At 73.6% G+C, this 15,710-nt stretch carries 15 protein-coding genes and 1 pseudogene; 7 read left to right on the plus strand and 9 right to left on the minus strand.

Going from position 1 to position 15,710, the window contains the following annotated elements; translation table 11 throughout:
* The first annotated feature begins 211 nt into the window (after positions 1-211).
* Positions 212-415, plus strand: a complete 204-nt coding sequence (locus tag AW27_RS31625) for a cold-shock protein (RefSeq protein WP_037922057.1) — start codon at positions 212-214, stop codon at positions 413-415.
* Positions 416-485: 70 nt separating this feature from the next.
* On the opposite strand, the gene AW27_RS31630 is transcribed toward AW27_RS31625, so the two are convergent.
* The 3 genes from AW27_RS31630 to AW27_RS31640 all read right to left on the minus strand — a co-directional run bounded on the left by AW27_RS31630 (position 486) and on the right by AW27_RS31640 (position 2,129).
* Entirely contained in the window at positions 486-1,061 is a 576-nt protein-coding gene (locus tag AW27_RS31630) for a TetR/AcrR family transcriptional regulator (RefSeq protein WP_037922072.1), read from the minus strand.
* Positions 1,058-1,411 (minus strand): DUF1304 domain-containing protein, encoded by a 354-nt coding sequence (locus AW27_RS31635; RefSeq protein ID WP_037922074.1) that lies wholly within the window; start codon positions 1,409-1,411, stop codon positions 1,058-1,060. Before AW27_RS31635 ends, AW27_RS31630 begins: the two co-directional genes overlap by 4 nt.
* Positions 1,412-1,790: 379 nt before the next feature.
* Positions 1,791-2,129, minus strand: coding sequence for a thioredoxin family protein (locus AW27_RS31640; RefSeq protein ID WP_037922082.1), 339 nt, complete (start codon positions 2,127-2,129; stop codon positions 1,791-1,793).
* Between the two features lie 115 nt (positions 2,130-2,244).
* Here AW27_RS31640 and AW27_RS31645 point away from each other — a divergent pair, with 115 nt between their 5' ends.
* The 3 genes from AW27_RS31645 to AW27_RS31655 all read left to right on the plus strand — a co-directional run bounded on the left by AW27_RS31645 (position 2,245) and on the right by AW27_RS31655 (position 4,349).
* A complete protein-coding gene (locus AW27_RS31645; RefSeq protein WP_037922898.1) occupies positions 2,245-2,514 on the plus strand; it encodes a hypothetical protein in 270 nt (89 codons plus the stop codon).
* A gap of 176 nt (positions 2,515-2,690) precedes the next feature.
* The gene (locus AW27_RS31650) at positions 2,691-3,047 is read left to right on the plus strand and encodes a YciI family protein (protein WP_037922085.1); all 357 of its coding nucleotides are present in this window, start codon (positions 2,691-2,693) and stop codon (positions 3,045-3,047) included.
* 81 nt (positions 3,048-3,128) lie between these two features.
* A complete protein-coding gene (locus AW27_RS31655) occupies positions 3,129-4,349 on the plus strand; it encodes an RNA polymerase sigma factor (RefSeq protein WP_037922087.1) in 1,221 nt (406 codons plus the stop codon).
* Between the two features lie 23 nt (positions 4,350-4,372).
* Here AW27_RS31655 and AW27_RS31660 read toward each other — a convergent pair whose 3' ends face one another.
* The 3 genes from AW27_RS31660 to AW27_RS31670 all read right to left on the minus strand — a co-directional run bounded on the left by AW27_RS31660 (position 4,373) and on the right by AW27_RS31670 (position 8,606).
* Positions 4,373-5,854, minus strand: coding sequence for a condensation domain-containing protein (locus tag AW27_RS31660; RefSeq protein WP_052030642.1), 1,482 nt, complete (start codon positions 5,852-5,854; stop codon positions 4,373-4,375).
* 266 nt (positions 5,855-6,120) lie between these two features.
* Positions 6,121-7,596, minus strand: coding sequence for a hypothetical protein (locus AW27_RS31665; protein ID WP_370466643.1), 1,476 nt, complete (start codon positions 7,594-7,596; stop codon positions 6,121-6,123).
* 74 nt (positions 7,597-7,670) lie between these two features.
* Positions 7,671-8,606, minus strand: coding sequence for a LysR family transcriptional regulator (locus AW27_RS31670; protein ID WP_037922090.1), 936 nt, complete (start codon positions 8,604-8,606; stop codon positions 7,671-7,673).
* A 71-nt stretch (positions 8,607-8,677) separates the two neighbouring features.
* Between AW27_RS31670 and AW27_RS31675 the strand changes: the two genes are divergently transcribed.
* Complete coding sequence (locus tag AW27_RS31675) at positions 8,678-9,607, plus strand: NAD-dependent epimerase/dehydratase family protein (protein WP_037922093.1); 930 nt, start codon at positions 8,678-8,680, stop codon at positions 9,605-9,607.
* 34 nt (positions 9,608-9,641) lie between these two features.
* Here the strand turns inward: AW27_RS31675 and AW27_RS31680 are convergent, their stop codons facing one another.
* Complete coding sequence (locus tag AW27_RS31680; protein WP_157840246.1) at positions 9,642-10,154, minus strand: hypothetical protein; 513 nt, start codon at positions 10,152-10,154, stop codon at positions 9,642-9,644.
* 85 nt (positions 10,155-10,239) lie between these two features.
* Here AW27_RS31680 and AW27_RS31685 point away from each other — a divergent pair, with 85 nt between their 5' ends.
* Positions 10,240-11,331 (plus strand): DUF2330 domain-containing protein, encoded by a 1,092-nt coding sequence (locus AW27_RS31685; RefSeq protein WP_037922907.1) that lies wholly within the window; start codon positions 10,240-10,242, stop codon positions 11,329-11,331.
* 208 nt (positions 11,332-11,539) lie between these two features.
* Here AW27_RS31685 and surE read toward each other — a convergent pair whose 3' ends face one another.
* Entirely contained in the window at positions 11,540-12,460 is a 921-nt protein-coding gene (surE, locus tag AW27_RS31690; protein ID WP_052030644.1) for a 5'/3'-nucleotidase SurE, read from the minus strand.
* A 188-nt stretch (positions 12,461-12,648) separates the two neighbouring features.
* A complete protein-coding gene (locus tag AW27_RS31695; RefSeq protein WP_037922099.1) occupies positions 12,649-13,908 on the minus strand; it encodes an MFS transporter in 1,260 nt (419 codons plus the stop codon).
* 337 nt (positions 13,909-14,245) lie between these two features.
* Between AW27_RS31695 and AW27_RS31700 the strand changes: the two are divergent.
* Positions 14,246-15,700, plus strand: a pseudogene (locus tag AW27_RS31700) (carboxylesterase/lipase family protein); the annotation flags it as partial.
* Between the last annotated feature and the right edge of the window lie 10 nt (positions 15,701-15,710).

Genomic DNA, 15,710 nt, shown 5'->3' on the forward strand with positions numbered 1-15,710 from the left:
GTGCACCGGCGGTCCGGGTCGCCGGGGGTGGGGCGCCCGATCCCGTGCCGGGCGGGCCGGCTCCCCCGTATCGCGGACAAGGCGACCACACGTGCGAACGTGCGACGCGCCCCGGTTGGCCGCGTCCGGCGTGTGCCGCGGGGGGCGGTTGGGCAGGATTGAGGCGGCCGCGTGTGCGGCCCGCAGTGGACCGTTGTGAAGGATCAGCAAGATGGCAACAGGTGTCGTGAAGTGGTTCAACTCGGAGAAGGGGTTCGGCTTCATCCAGCAGGACGACGGCGGTCCTGACGTGTTCGTGCACTTCTCGGCGATCCAGACCCAGGGGTTCAAGTCGCTGGACGAGAACGCGCAGGTCGAATACACCGTCACGCAGGGTCCGAAGGGCCCCCAGGCGGAGAACGTGGTCCCCCTCTAGCCACCGCCACGAGCTGTGCCGTGAACGAGGCCCCGCCGGTCCGCCGGCGGGGCCTTCCGCGTCCTCGGCCCTATGGTCCGGCCGGTACCGCCCGGTGCAGGGCCAGGAGCAGCAGCCACAGGTGATCCGCCAGGGCGGCCGGATCCGCCGGGATCTCCTCGTGCAGCCAGTCCGCGAGGATCCCGGTGAAGGCCGCGGCGACCGCGGAGGCGACGAGCTCGGGCTGGGGTGCACCCACCGCGACGCGCTCGTCGCGGGCGCGAGCGCGCAGCTCCCGGTGCAGGCGGTCGCCGAGGGGGCCGCCGCCGCCCGGAAGGAGCAGCGTGCGGTAGAGCTGCGCCCGGCCGGCCGCTCCCGTCAGGAAATCGGCCAGCGCGGCCGGGGGCCGTGCCGGGGGGAGCGCGCCGGGGCCGGTCTGCCAGGCGTGCAGGGCGTCGACGGCCGCGTGGACGACGTCCGCGCACGCGTCGACGGCGAGCGCGGTGAGGTCCTCGTAGTGCAGGTAGAAGGTGGCCCGCCCGACGCCGGCCCCGCGGACCACCGCCGAGACGCTGACCTCCGACAGGGGCCGCCCTGCGCATGCGGCCAGCAGGCTGTCCCGCAGCCGGCCCTTCGTCCGGGCCGTCCGCGGATCCTCCGGACTCACGCGGCCAGCAGTGCGGCGCCGAGCGCGAGGGCGCCCGGTAGGGCCTGGACGAAGAGGATCCTGCGGTGGGCGGTCGCCGCCCCGAACACGCCGGCCACGATCACGCAGACGAGGAAGAACACCTGTGTGGCCAGCGAGTCGGTGACCAGCCCCCAGACCAGGCCGGCGGCGAGGAAGCCGTTGTAGAGGCCCTGGTTGGCGGCGAGCGGCGCGGTCAGCCGGGCGGTGTCCGCGTCGAAGCCGTGCAGTGACCGCCCCGGTGGCCGCTGCCACAGGAACATCTCCAGGACCAGGAAGTACGCGTGCAGCGCGGCCACGAGGCCGATCAGGATCCAAGCGACCGTCTGCATGGCCGCCTCCAGTTCTGGGGGAGGATGGGGTGGGCAACTTCCTGGACAACTGTACAGGAAGTCGTGGTGCTGTCAGGGGGAAACGCGACCGGGTGGGGTCCCCCGCCCGGCACGCCCCCTTCCGTGAGCCGTCCGGCCTCGGAGAGCCGGTTCGTACGGTCCGCCCGGATCCGGCACCCCACGCCGCGACCCGGCGGGCGTCCGTCGGCGTGTGCGCCACCCGGGTGGCGCACACGCCGGTCCCGGAACGGACGAGCCGTCGCCCTCTGCTCCCGGAGCGTGTTGCGAAAGTCCCGCCCGCCCCGGGGCGCCCGGCACGCCCGCCCCAGCCGTGCCCTGCGGTGCACCGTCCCCGCCGAGAGCGGAGCGCGGCCGGCGGTCAGAGGTGGGCGTCGAGGAAGGCCCGGAACTCCTCCAGGTCCATCGGGCCCGGCCGGCTCGCCACCACCTCGCCGTTCGCGATGAGCACGGCCGTCGGCGCTCCCGTCACGCCGTAGCGCTTGGTCGGCCCCGGGCAGCGGGTGATGTCGGTGCGCACGGCGGTGAACCGTGTCCCGTACTCCCGAACCAGCCGGGCGACGACCGTGTCCATCGCACGGCAGGCCTCCACCGCCTTCGGCCAGGTGCCGCAGAAATAGGCGAGGACGGGCCCCGTCGTCATCGACAGGACGAAGTCGAACTCCTCGTCCTCCTGTGGCCGGTGCACCCCGTGTGCCATGCGTGTCGCTCCTCGCTCGTGCGCCCCTCCGCCGGGAGCGCGGCCCCCATCATCGCCGCCGGTCGGGCGGACGGCCGCCGGGCCGTTGTCAGTGCCTCCTGTGAAGCTGATCGACATGGACGACAGGATGCTCCGGCGCCGGGTCTACGGCGCCGACCACGAGGACCCCGACCCCGGCCCGCGCCCCGGCCGCGCCTACGGCGAGCTGGTCGGCGGGCCGCTCGACGGCCTCCTCCTGGACATCACGGGCTGGAGCGCGCCCCAGCTGGACGAAGAAGCCCGCCTCCCCACCGAGATAGGGCGGTACGGGGCGGGCGGGCGCGCCCACTACCGCCGCCGCGCAGGAGATCCGGGCCACTGGGACTGGACCGGCGACAGCCGCTGACCCGCCACCGGTCTGCGGCCGCCCCCGCCGCCCCGGACGCCGGGTGGCGGCCTCCCGGTGGCCGCCGCGGAAAATTCCTCGAAGGATCTTCCGAGAGCTGTCGATCCGGGCGCCTCCCGTTCGACGTAAGGGTGAGAGGCGGGGAAGGGCCCCGCCGCCGCGACCGAGGAGCCACCATGCCGCGCTTCCTGACGATGATCCGCATCGACGAGAAGGACCTTCCCCCGGGCGAGTTCCCGCCCGAGTTCGAGCAGCGCATGGGCGCCCTGCTGGAGGAGATCACCAAGGCCGGGGTCCTGCTCGACACCGCCGGACTGCTGCCCACATCCGAGGGCACCCGCCTCAGCTGGTCCGGCGGGAAGATCAGCTACACGGACGGCCCGTTCACCGAGACCAAGGAGGTCGTCGGCGGCTACTCCCTCAGCCAGTGCAAGGACAAGGCCGAGGCGATCGAGTGGACCCGGCGCTTCCTGGAGATCCACCCGGCGGACTGGAACGTCAGTGCCGAGGTCCGGGAGATCCAGGAGATGTGATCCGGGAGGGGCGATCGCGCCCGCTCGTGCCGCATTTGCCCTGCCTCGTCACGGCTGCTCTGATGGGTGGCCGTGACGGCAGTGGATGCGGCCCGGGCGGTCGAAACGGTGTTCAGGATCGAGTCGGCGCGGATCATCGCCGGTGTCACGCGCATCGTGCGGGACGTCGGCATCGCCGAGGAGATCGCACAGGACGCCCTCGTCACCGCACTGGAGCAATGGCCGGAGTCTGGTGTCCCGGAGCGTCCGGGCGCCTGGCTCATGGCGACCGCCAAGCGCCGAGCGATCGACCTGGTCCGCCGCAAGGAGACCTACGCGCGCAAACTCGCCGAGGTCGGCCGCACCCTGCAGGACGAGCCGCCGCCCGCCGAACCGGCCGAACCCGGCGACATCGACGACGACCTGCTGCGCCTGATCTTCACCGCCTGCCACCCCGTCCTCGCCACCGAGGCCCGCATCGCCCTCACCCTCCGCCTGGTCGGCGGACTGACGACCCAGGAGATCGCCCGCGCCTTCCTCGCCGCGGAGAGCACCGTCGCCCAGCGCATCGTGCGCGCCAAACGGACCCTGGCCAAGGCCGCCGTACCCTTCGAAGTCCCCTATGGCGCCGACCGCCAGGCACGACTCTCCTCGGTCCTGGAGGTCATCTACCTGGTTTTCAACGAGGGCTATGCGGCCACCTCCGGCGACGACCTCGTGCGGCCCGCCCTCTGCGAGGACGCCCTGCGCCTGGCCCGCGTCCTGACAGCCCTCATGCCCCAGGAGGGCGAGGCGCACGGCCTCGCCGCGCTGCTGGAGTTCCAGGCGTCCCGCATCTCCACCCGCACCGGCCCCGACGGCGAACCGGTGCTGCTCGCCGACCAGAACCGGGCCCGGTGGAACCGCCTGCTCATCGCCAGGGGCGCCCGGGCGATGGGCCGCGCCGGCAGCGGCCCGTACTCCCTCCAGGCCGCGATCGCCGGCTGCCACGCGGCGGCCGTCCGCTACGAGGACACCGACTGGGCCAGGATCGCCGTCCTCTACGGACGCCTGGTCCAGTTGACCCCGTCACCGGTCGTGGAACTCAACCGGGCCGTGGCGGTCTCGATGGCCGACGGACCGGCGGTCGCCCTGCCACTCGTCGACGCCCTGACCCGAGAACCGGCCCTGAACTCCTACCACTTGCTGCCGAGCGTCCGGGGCGACCTGCTGGAGCGCCTCGGACGGCCGGGGGAGGCGCGGGCCGAGTTCGAACGCGCGGCCTCGCTGACCCGCAACGAGCGGGAACGCGCCCTGCTCCTGCGGCGCGCCGCCCGCCTCTGATCCGCGTCCCGGGCGGGCCGGGCTCAGCCGCGGCGCGCGAAGGCGGCCACGTCCAGCGGGGTCTTCCGTACCGGCCGGCGCTGCGCGGTCAGGGCGACGGGCCGGCGGAAACCACCGGTGCGGGCGACCTCCTGGACCGTCAGGCGCAGCGCCTCCTGGAAGTCGCGCATGGTCCGCCGGGCCGCCGGGGTGTCGACGTAGATGGAGTTCATGTGCAGCCCGTCCGTGTCGCGCTGGAACCACGAGCACGCGCCGTTGGCCCGCGCCGACCACACATGGGTGGTCGGCCGCCAGTCGTCGTGCCGCTCGGCGCCAGGGCACTTGCGCATGTCGATGTACGAGAAGAAGTTCACCGGGTACGGCCAGGAGCGGGCGGCGAACTCCTCGGGCGCCAGCAGCTCCCACGCCCGCACGAACGGAACGTCGAGATGGGTCATCATCTCGCCGAAACCGGCCCGGACGGAGGCCATCACCTGGGTGAAGTCCCGGCCGGGCGAGGCGTCGAACTCGATGGGAAGCGTGTTGACGAACCAGCCCACCGAGTTCGTCCAGGTGCTCCGGCCGCGCTCGCTGACCGGCATGAAGCCCCGGTAGACGCCCGGCCCGCCGGCTTCGCGCAGACACACGGCCACCGAGCCGAGAACGCCCATGAACGGCTTGCCGCCGACGGCCAGGCAGGTCTTCTCGAAGACCTCCGCCTCACCGGCGTCCAGCAGCATCGACGCCTCGTTGACGATGGGGTACATCCGGCCCCGCTCCACGCCGAGGTCGAGGGGAAAGCGCGGGAAGAACTCGCCTTCGGGCCCCATGAAGGACTTCCAGTAGTCCAGACGGCCGTCGTGGGCGTCGATGGACAGGTAGCGGCGGCGCTGCTCCTCGGCGAAGTCGAGATAGCTGGGCGCGGGCGGCAGTGCGACGGCCTCGCCCCGGCACAGACCCTCGTAGGCGGTGAGCACCTCGCGGGCGACGATGGGCATCGACATGCCGTCGCAGACGATGTGGTCGAAGGCCAGGTAGACGGTCGCCGAGTTCTCGCGGACCACCGCACCCATGATGAACAGCGGCCAGGACAGGGTGTCGATGCTCCGCTTGAACCGTTCCACGAGGAAGCCGCTCAGAGCCCCGGCGTCCTCGAAGGTGCCCACCGTGGTGGCGTCCAGGCTGAGCGTATCGGGGGCGTAGGGCTCGCAGGCCACCTCGCCGGCCAGCCGCCGGAACGCACAGCGCAGGACCTCGTGCCGCTGGACGAAGGAGAGCAGCGCCCGGGCCAGGGCCCGTTCGTCCAGCGGCCCGGTCACCTCGAAGGTGACCGCGACCCAGGACGCGACGGGGTCGTCGGCGGCCCGGCTCTCCTCGGCGACGGTGAAGTGCTTGTCCTGGTTGAAGGACGCCTTCCGGCTCGCCGGATCACCCGGACCGTCAGCCTCCGCCACGGTGGACCTGAGCTGCCACTCGACCACCCTGCCGGGTGCCACGTGGTGCGTCTCCAGAGGAAATTGCCGCATACCGTCATCCCTTCGCCCCCGAGTCAACCCCCAGGCCCCTAACGACCCCCGGCCCGGGGAGGTGACGGAATCACCCGTGCGGGGCGGGCGGCCGGGTGGCGGAGGCGGTCCGCCGGCGCAGTGCGGCCTCGAAGAGCGTTCCGCCCTCGATCCCCCCGCCCGACGGTCCGTCGGGACGCCGCCCGCGGCCCCGAACCTCCTCTATCAGGGCCCGGACGGCGAGCGCGCCCCGGCGCACAGCCGGGCGGACACCTGCAGAGGGGCCGTCACGGCACCCGTCGCGCCATCACGGCCGGCGGCAGCGCGGGGTTGGCGGCCGCGGCCTCCACCACCGCCGGGTCCGGATCGTCGATCAGTCCGACAACGACCGCTGCCGGGAGCGCCGGATGGGCGGCGGCGCGGACCCGCCACTTCCTGTCGGCCAGGCAGGGCAGCAGCGCGTCGGCCGTCGCGTTGGGGTGCGAGGCGATCTCCCGCAACGCCCCCCGTACCGGCGGATCGTGGCGGGCCAGCTCCGCCAGCAGGTCCCCGGGCGCATCCGGGTTGGCCGCGACCCGCGCGATGACCTGTGCGCCGTGCAGCGACACCATGGCCCTCAGCCGCTCCGGTGACAGCCCCGGATGCGGGGCCACGGCCTTGGCCACCGAGGCGTCCGGATCGGCGGCGAGCCGGTCGCGCAACTCCGGCGGCAGATCGTGCCGGTGCGCCACGAGCATCCGTACGCGCCCCTGTGTCGAACCGGCCGCCTCCGCGAGCTCCTCCGGGGTCGCGGCACAGATCCGTGGCAGCGGATGCGGACCCAGGCGGGTGGTGCCGGTCAGCTGGGCCAGCACGTCGAGCGGAACCCCGGGGTGTCGCGCCACGGATTGCCGTACGTCGTCGTAGGCGTCGGTGGCCAGCATCCGGCTCGCCTCCGCACCGGTACCCGGGTTCCGTGCGACCGCGGCCCGTACCCGGGGCACGGGGTCACCGGCGAGGTGGGCGTATGCCTCCGCCGAGAGGCCGGGATGCTCGGCGACGGCCCACCGCAGCAGCACCGAGGAATGCTCGGTGAAGGTCGCCACGGCCTCCGGGGGAGCAGCCGGATTGGACAGGACCCGTTGCCAGGTGCCATGGACGGTCGAGCCGTGCGTCCCGTCACATGTGGCGTCGGCCGGCAGCTCGCAGGCGGCGTCGGGGCAGTGGGGATCGTGCGTGAAGGGGATCTCCCTGCTGTCGCACACCGAGCAGGAGCGGGCGGGCGGCAGACCGTCTCCGGTGAGCAGCGCTGCCAGCGCGGCGGGTGACACGGCCTCGTTGGCGGCCGCCGCCCGCCGGACCTCGGCGTGCGGGTGCCGCGCCAGGCGGTCCGCGACCGGTGTGGACCTCGTCCACAGGGCGAGTTCGGCGGCCACTTCCGGGTCCGGGTCGCAGGCCAGTGCGTTTTCGACGTCCGCGGGCAGCCCGGGGCAGGCGGCGAGCCGCCCCCGCAGGGAGGGGTCGGGATCCACGGCGAACCGACGGGCCCACGCGGGGAGCCCGCAGCCCTCGTCGAGGAGGGCGAGGGCCGCGAGCGGCCAGACGGCCGGGTCGACGTCGGCGGCCTTCAGGTGTCCCGCACGTGCCAGCCGCGCGGCGGTGTCCTCGTCGAGTGCGGCCAGGGACGCGACCTGTACGGGGCCGAGGTCGATGCGCTCGGACAGGCGCTGGACCAGCCAGTCGGCGAGATGCCCGGCGGAGCCCGACGGCACGGGCACCGCCACGGCAAGAGCGACCAGCCGGTCGACCAGCGGCGACGGCAGCGCGGGGTTGGCGGCGAGGCCGCACAGGAGGGGGTTCAGGGACGGGCTCCGGTCCGTGCGGCGGCGGCGGTGGTGGTGTCGGTTGCCGCCGCCGCGAGGGCATCGGCCAGAGCTTCGGCACCGGCGCTCGCCGGGCGCCGACGGGACAGGACCAGGCCGATGTGCCGGGCGGGACGAGGGGGTTCGACGCGCACCGTGACCGCGTCCGCGGCGCCGGCCAGCGCGACCTGCGGGACGAGGCAGACCCCGACGCCCGCCGCGACCAGCGTCTGGGCGAAGAAGTAGTCGGTGGTGGACGCCCCCACGCGCAGCTCGAATCCGGCGAGTTCCGCGTAGCGGCGCAGGAATGCCTCCGTCTTGAGGCAGCCCAGGACCCACCGGTCGCCGGACAGCTCACCGAGGTCCGCCGAGTCCCGCCCGGCCAGGCGGTGGCCGGGCGGCAGGACCAACCACAGCGGATCCTCCATCAGCGGCCGCCAGCCGAGGCCCGGACGCGTGCCCGGCCGCACCGGCGGCGGCCCGTCGAAGTGATAGGCCAGCGCGAGATCGGCCGCACCGCAGCGCACCATCGGCACGGCGTCCTCCGGCTCGCTCTCCAGTACCGTCAGCTCCACTTCCGGATGCGCCTGCACGAATCGGGACAGCGCTGACGGCAGCAGGCGCCGGCCCCCGCTGCCGAAGGTGGCGACGGTCAGCCGCGGCCGATCCTGCGCCAGCCGGTCGATCGCCCGGCGCACCTGGTCCAGTTCGGCGGAGATCGTCTCCGCCGCCTCCACCAGCAGCCGCCCGGGCTCCGTCAGCGTGACACCGCGCGTGCTGCGCACCGCCACCGGGTGGCCAAGGGTGCGCTCCAGCGCCGCGACGTGCTGGGAGACGGCCGACGGGGTCAGCAGCAGGGCCCCGGCCGCCTTGTTGAAGCTGCCGTGCTCGGCCACCGCCCGCAGGACGCGCAACCGCTGCACATCGATCATCAGTTTTCCTTACGACCGGTTCAGTCGATGGTCGGTTCCGCTGGGGACGATACAACGCGAGAGTCGGAGCCATGAAGCGGATTCTTGTCATCGGCGGTAGCCGATACTTCGGAAAGTCACTGGTCACGCGCCTGCGCGACGAGGGCAACACGGTCACGGTCCTCAACCGGGGCTCCAGCGCCCCGCCCCCGGGAGTCTCCCGGCTCCTCGCCGACCGCGACGACGAGGACGCGCTGCGCGCGGCCCTGGCCCGGCGCGACTTCGACGTGGTCGTCGACCAGGTCTGCTACACGCCGTTCCAGGCCGCCGTCGCCCGCCGGGTGTTCGCCGGGAGGGCCGGGCGCTACGTGATGACCTCGACGATGGAGGTCTACGACCCGGCCACGCTCCCCACCGGCTCCGCGCCGCACACCGTGCCCGTCGCCGAGGACCACCTGGACCCCACACGCCCGCCGCACGCGCTGCCGGAGCGGTCGAGCCGCCCCATGCCGTCCGAAGCCCACGCCTACGCGGAGGGCAAACGGTCGGCCGAGGCCGTCTTCCTGCGCGAACCGCCCTTCCCGTACGTCAGCGTCCGGACCGCGCACGTTCTCGGCGGAGGCCGGGCGGAGTTCACCGGGCGCCTCGCCCACTATGTGCAGCGGATCGGCGCCGGCACCCCGGTGGACGTCCACGCGACCCCGTACGGCACCTCCTTCATCCACCACCTGGAGATGGCCGCCTTCCTCCACTGGACGGTGCGGCAGACCTTCACCGGGCCCGTCAACGCAGCCTCGCACGGCGCTCCGGACGTCCTCGGGCTCTGCGCGGCGGTCGCCGAACGACTCGGACGACGGCCCAGGTACCGGGTGGTCGCCGCCGGTGAGGAGGCCTCACCCTTCTCCTTCGACCGTGCCTACGCCATGGACAACGGTCGGGCCGCGGCCCTGGGGTTCGCCTTCGGCCGGGTCGCCGACTGGCTGCCCGGCGCGGTGGAGGAGACCGCACGCGCCACCGCCTGACGAGGCCGCTCGCCCGCCCGCGCTCCCTGCCCGGTCAGGACGCCGGCAGGCCGAGGACCTCCAGGATGCCCTCCGCGTACGCGGCCGTCCCGGAGCCCGCGGCGGCGGCCAGCTCTCGGCGGAAACCCTCCGCACCGGTGCGGATGAAGGCGGCGACCTGACCGTGCAGCCCCGCCTCGTGGGTGCCGCCGTCGTCCATGGTGCACAGCAGGGCCAGCAGGGCCCACAGCAGCGCCTCGCGGGTCGCCCGGCGGGGCGGATACGCCGACCACACCGCCATCAGTACGGCGCACACCGCCGGGGCGGGCGGCTTCAGACGCCGGGCGAAGAAGACGTGGCCCTCCAGCGCATGGAACGCGGCGGGGTGACCCTCGGCGGCGTCGCGCACGGCGTCCACCAGGTGGCCGGCGGACCGGCCGCAACCGCATTCGATGCCCTCCCAATCGTGCCGGGCGATCTCCGCCATCACGGAGTCCGGGACCATCGGGCTGCGCGGTAGCGCGTTCAGGCGCCGCAGCGCATGCGACTGCTTCTCACTCCCCCTCATGCGCCACAGTATGAGCCAGGCCGCATCGAGCGGCGAGAGGGGGTGGAACCGGATCACCCGACCGGCCGTCCCCAACCCCGTGTCGATGAAACGAAGGATCCTGATCCTGCTGTTCGCGCTGTTCACGACCCAGGCGGGCGCGCTGATCGCCCCTGCCTACGCCTGTGGCTGCGGGGCGCTGATCCCCGACGGCCGGTCCCGCATCGGGGTCGAGCGGGAGACCTCCGTCGTGCACTGGGACGGCCGGACGGAGCAGATCGTGATGCGCTTCACCGTCGGAGGGAACGCACAGCGGGCCGCATGGATCATGCCGGTGCCCGGACGCGCCACGGTGGAACTGGGCGATGGGGAGGTGTTCGACACGCTGCGCGATCTGACCCGGCCCGAGCACCGGACCCGGCGCTACTTCTGGCCGCGCGACGGCGACTGGCCTTTCGCACGCACGACGAGCGACGGCGCGGGAGCCCCGGCGCCGGGCGCCGCGCCGCCCGTGGGCGTGGTCGGCCGGGAACAGCTCGGCGACTTCGACGTGGCCCGGCTCACCGCCACCGACCCCGCCGCCCTGAAGAACTGGCTGGAGAACAACGGCTTCCAACTCCCCGACCGCCTCACCACCGAGGTCTCGCCGTACGTCGACCAGCACTGGGAGTACGTGGCGATACGCCTCGCCCCGCGCGGCGGACCGGACCGGGTGCTCCGCGGCGACCTCGACCCGCTGAGGATCCGCTTCGACAGCGGCCGACCGGTCTACCCGATGCGTCTTTCCCGCATGGCCAAGACACCCCAGTCGCTCAGCCTGTACGTGCTGGCCGACCACCGCATGGAGCCCGTCGCCAGCATCGGAGGCGACGCACCCAAGGTGACCTTCGCGGGCACCGTCGAGCCGGAGGCCGGCCCGCTGACGGCCCTCACCGACGGAAAACCGATGTTCCTGACGGCGATCGAGCAGGAGTTCCCTGAGCCGGGCCGCATCGACGCCGACCACGAACTGCGCGCGACACCGAAGGACACCCCCTACCGCCGGGTCGTCCACCACGACGAACTGCTGACGGTGGGGAGCGGCATCCCGGTGTGGCTCCTGACGGTCGCCGCGGCGGCCGCGGCGCTCGCGGCCACGGTCCACGCACGGATCCGCGGCCGACGGCGTCGGCCCGCCGCCGCGCTCACCGACCGATAGCGCGGCGGGACGCCCCCGGCCCGCCGCCGAACCGGGTGCCCGCGTCCCGGCTGTACACGCCTCGGTGCATCGCCCTCAGCGGGAGGCGTGCTCCGGGGGCGGGCGGGCGGTCCGGGGCCGGAGTCCGTCCGGCGGGCGTCCCGTCGCCAGGGGCGTGCAGGGGTGGGGCGGAGCCGCGGGCTGCTGCGCCCCACCGGTTCCGGGGGTGCTACGGGCGCAGGCCCGCGATGAGGGCGGAGGCTACGGCCCGGTCGGCCGGGCCGGTGTTCCAGTCGGAGTTCATCGGGCTGACGGCGATCCGGCCGGCGCTCACCGCCTCGACGTCGCCGCCCCGGGCCGCGGGCCGCAGGACCACCTTCACGGATGTCTTCCAGGTGCCGTCCCCCGCGTCGGTGAAGTCCGGCTCCAGGACGGTCTGCGAATCCTGGAAGGTCGCGGACACACCGGCGGCCCTACCCCTGCCGTCCGTGCCGACCACCGGGTGGTTGACGTTCAGGCCGATGCCCTCGGGCAGCAGCGGACCGGACCGGGCGCGCGACCGCAGCCGGTCGATCAGCCCGACCGCGAAGTCGAGGGTCGGCCCCATCGCGTTGACCGTGGTGACCGGGTCGGGAACGGACAGGCCTCCCGTGCTCAGGGCAAGGGCGGGCACGCCGTGCTCCAGCGCGGCGATGGCGCCGCCGGCGGTGCCCGAGTGGGTGGCGAGCCCGGCGACGTTCGGCCCGAAGTTGGTTCCGGAGACCACCAGGTCGGGCGCGTTCCCGGCGAACACCTCGGCCAGCCCGAAGGCGACGGCGTCGCCCGGAGTGCCGTCGACGGCCCAGACCTTCGGCTCGGGGTGCTTGACCGTGATCGTGGGCGCGTTGGTCACCTTCGTGCCGGTGCCGCTCTGGTTGGTGAGCGGGGCGACGATCGTGACGTCGTGTCCCGCGGCCGTGAGGCGCTCGAAGGCCCTGCGGATCCCCGGCGCGTCGTAGCCGTCGTCGTTGGTGAGCAGAATCCGCAACGGCCCGCCGGGGGAGGCGGGCGCCGGCGCGGTCTGCGGCACCGCGGCCGCGGGCGCCGTGCCGGCCACGGTCGGCGTGCACAGCAGCAGGGCGGCCAGCGGCAGGAGGTGCTTGCGTCTCACAGGGGCTCCTTCGGAAGGGGTGGGAGGCGGGGGAGCGGACGAGGGCGGGGCGGGAGGGGACCGGCGGGCGCGTGACCCTCGGCACGCGCCCACCGGAGCACGCGAGCGGTCGTGATCCGTGACGACCGGTCGCGGCCGGCCCGGACGAGTCCGGAGCCGTGCGGCGCGGTCCGGCACGGGGCAGGCGGTCAGCGCACGCTGCGGATCGGGAGGATCGCGAGCGCGCCGATCAGCGAGAGCGCCCCGCCGACCAGGAAGAGCGGCGTGTAGCCGCCCAGGGCGGTGACCACCGCCGAGGCGACGAAGGGGGCGATGATCTGCGGTCCCGCGTTCGCGACGTTCAGGACGCCCATGTCGCGGGCGGCGTCCTCGGCCCGGGGCAGGACCAGGGTCACGAGCGCGGTGTCCACGGCCATGAAACAGCCGAAGGCGAGGCCGTTCAGCGCGCTGAAGACGAGCATGCCGGTCCACGTCGGGCTGACCACGGGGACCACCATCACGAGGCCGGCGAGCGCGGCTGACACCCCGACGAACGCCTTGCGACGGTTCCAGCGGTCGGACAGCAGGCCACCCAGCACGGTGGAGGCGGCCATCGAGACCATCGCCACGGGAGTGAGGACGGCCATCGCGGCAGGCGGGGTGAGGCCCTCGGGCAGCGCGATGTGATCGCTGAGGATGTAGAGCTGGTAGCCGACGACCGAGAAGTAGCCGAGCACCATCAGGGCACGCCCGATGAAGGCCCACCGGAAGTCGTGGTGGGTCAAGGACGACAGGAACGCGGCCAGTTGGGCGCGCACGGGTACGGATGCGGGCTGCCGGCCGGCCGTCGTTCCGGTGCGCGGCGCGTCGCGGACGAAGCCGGCGAGCAGCAGCGCGGCCACGGCGACGATCGCACCGAAGACGAGGTAGCCGGTGCGCAGGTGCTCCGCCGTCCGGGAGGCGACGAGCACGCCGACCGTGCCGCCGATCGGCAGGCCCAGCCCGACCAGGGCGGACGCGGTGCCGCGCCGGGCCGCGGGGACCCGGTCGGGAACGATCGCGGTGACCGCGGCCTGGTAGGTGTTCATCGTGGCCTGGATCAGACACCAGCCGATGCCGACGAGCAGGGCGGTGGTCACGCTGCCGAGGAAGGCCAGGCCGGCGAGCGAGGCGAGGGCGCCGCCCAGGATCCAGGGGTTGCGGCGGCCGCTGCGGTCGGAGAGGGCTCCGGCGATCGGGTTGAAGGCGGTCGCGAAGACCGAGCTGATCCCGCCGATCACGCCGAGGACGGCGACCTTGTCATCGGGCGCGATCGCGGCGATCTGCGTGGGCAGCAGAACGGATCCCACGCCCATGTAGACGGCCATCAGCGCGGAGTTGGCGACGAGCAGCAGGAAGAGCAGACCGCGGTGGCGGGCGGAGCCCGGGGTCAGGGGGACGGGTGGATCGACGATGTCGTGCGGGGACATGACGACTCCTCGGGACGGAGCGGGGAGGTGGCGGAGGCGTGCAGGAGGGCGGCGCCGCGCGGTGCGGGCGGGAGGCCGGGCGGAGGGCGGAAGCGGTCGTCACCGGGGGTGGGGTGGGCGAACGCATTCCGGAAGGGCGACGCTGTTGTTACACGTGTCACCAAGTGCGTTGAAGACTGTGTAGCACCCATTTCCGGCCATCACCAGGTCCTGGATCGGGTTGTTGTGCGGATCGTGACCGCCGCGGCGGCCGACCGGGGATGTGCTGCCATGACGTGTAACCACTGCGGTGCGGCCTCCGGGCAGGCGGGGTGCGTCGTAGGGGGTCTGCGTCTTCCGCGCCGTGCCCTACGCCGCACCGCCGGCCGGCGAGCTGCGCTGGTGCCCCGCGCAGCCGCACCCGGGCTCGACCGGCACGCGTGATGCCGCCGCCGACGGTCCCAGCGCGCCCCAGATGTACGCGGACGGCGGTGACCCGGTGCTCGGCGGGCACGGGTCGCCGCCCTTCGACGAGGACTGCCTCACGCTCAACGTCTGGACACCCGCCGCGGACGACGCCCGCCGTCCGGTGCTCGTGTGGATCCACGGCGGCGGCTTCGTGTCCGGCTCGGGCTCCCTGCCCGGCTACTCCGGCGAGACCTTCGCCCGCGACGGAGATCTTGCCGTGGTGAGCATCAACTACCGCATCGGGCCACTGGGTTACCTCAACCCTGACGACGCCGACGAGAGTTCCAACCTCTGGCTCGGCGACCAAATCGCCGCCCTGCACTGGGTATACACGCACATCGCCGCCTTCGGCGGGGACCCCGACCGCATCACGGTCGCCGGTCAGTCCGGCGGCGCGCTCTCCACCGCCGCCCTCGCCGGACATCCGCTCGCCCGAGGTCTGATCCGGCGGGTGATCCTGCAGAGCCCGCCCCTTGGACTCGACCTCCCCGACCCCGCCGCCGCCTACCTGGAACCGGCCGGCGCCGAGAGCGTGGCAGAACTGCGCGCACGGTCCTGGCCCGAGCTGATCGGAGCGGCCGCGGGACTCTTCGCCCGGACCGCGACGTGGGGATACTGGCCGACCCCCTTCCTGCCCGTGGTCGACGGGACGTCCCTGTCGGTCCATCCGGCCCTGGCCCTGGCCCTGCTCGACGCGGCCGCCGCGGACATCGACGTCATGATCGGCTGGACGCGCGAGGAGGCCAACTTCGGCCTCGCCCTCGACGAGGGCTATGCCGCCGCCACCCGTGCGCAGGTCGCCGACCGGATCGCCGACACCTTCGGGGCGGAGGCCGCCCCCGACCTCTATGCGGAGTACGCGCGGGCCCGCCCCGGCGCCCGCCCCGTCGACGTCCTCATGGACCTGATCACGGACGAGCGCTTCCGGGTGCCCGCCATCCGCCTGGCCGAGGCCAGGGCCGCGTCGGGCCACCCGGTGTGGGCCTGCCAATTCGACCTGCCCACGCCCGCCTGCGAGGGTCGGCTCGGCGCCGCGCACTGCCTCGAACTCCCCTTCGTCTTCGACAACTTCGACCAGTGGGCGGGCGCGCCCTTCCTGGCCGGGCTGGACCCCGCCGTTCGCGACGGCCTCGCGTACGCGATGCACCGGGCCTGGATCGCCTTCGTCCGCACCGGCGACCCGAACCATCCGGACCTGCCGCGCTGGCAGCCGTACGGCACCCGGGCGCGCACCACGATGCGCTTCGACGCCGTCGTGACCGCCCTCGACGACCTGGCGGGTGCCTCACGTCTCCTGCACGGGACCGCCCGCACGTCTGCGCCAGCCCCCGATCCCGTGGTGTGACTCGTGTAAC

Source organism: Streptomyces sp. PCS3-D2 (assembly GCF_000612545.2).
Lineage (GTDB): Bacteria > Actinomycetota > Actinomycetes > Streptomycetales > Streptomycetaceae > Streptomyces.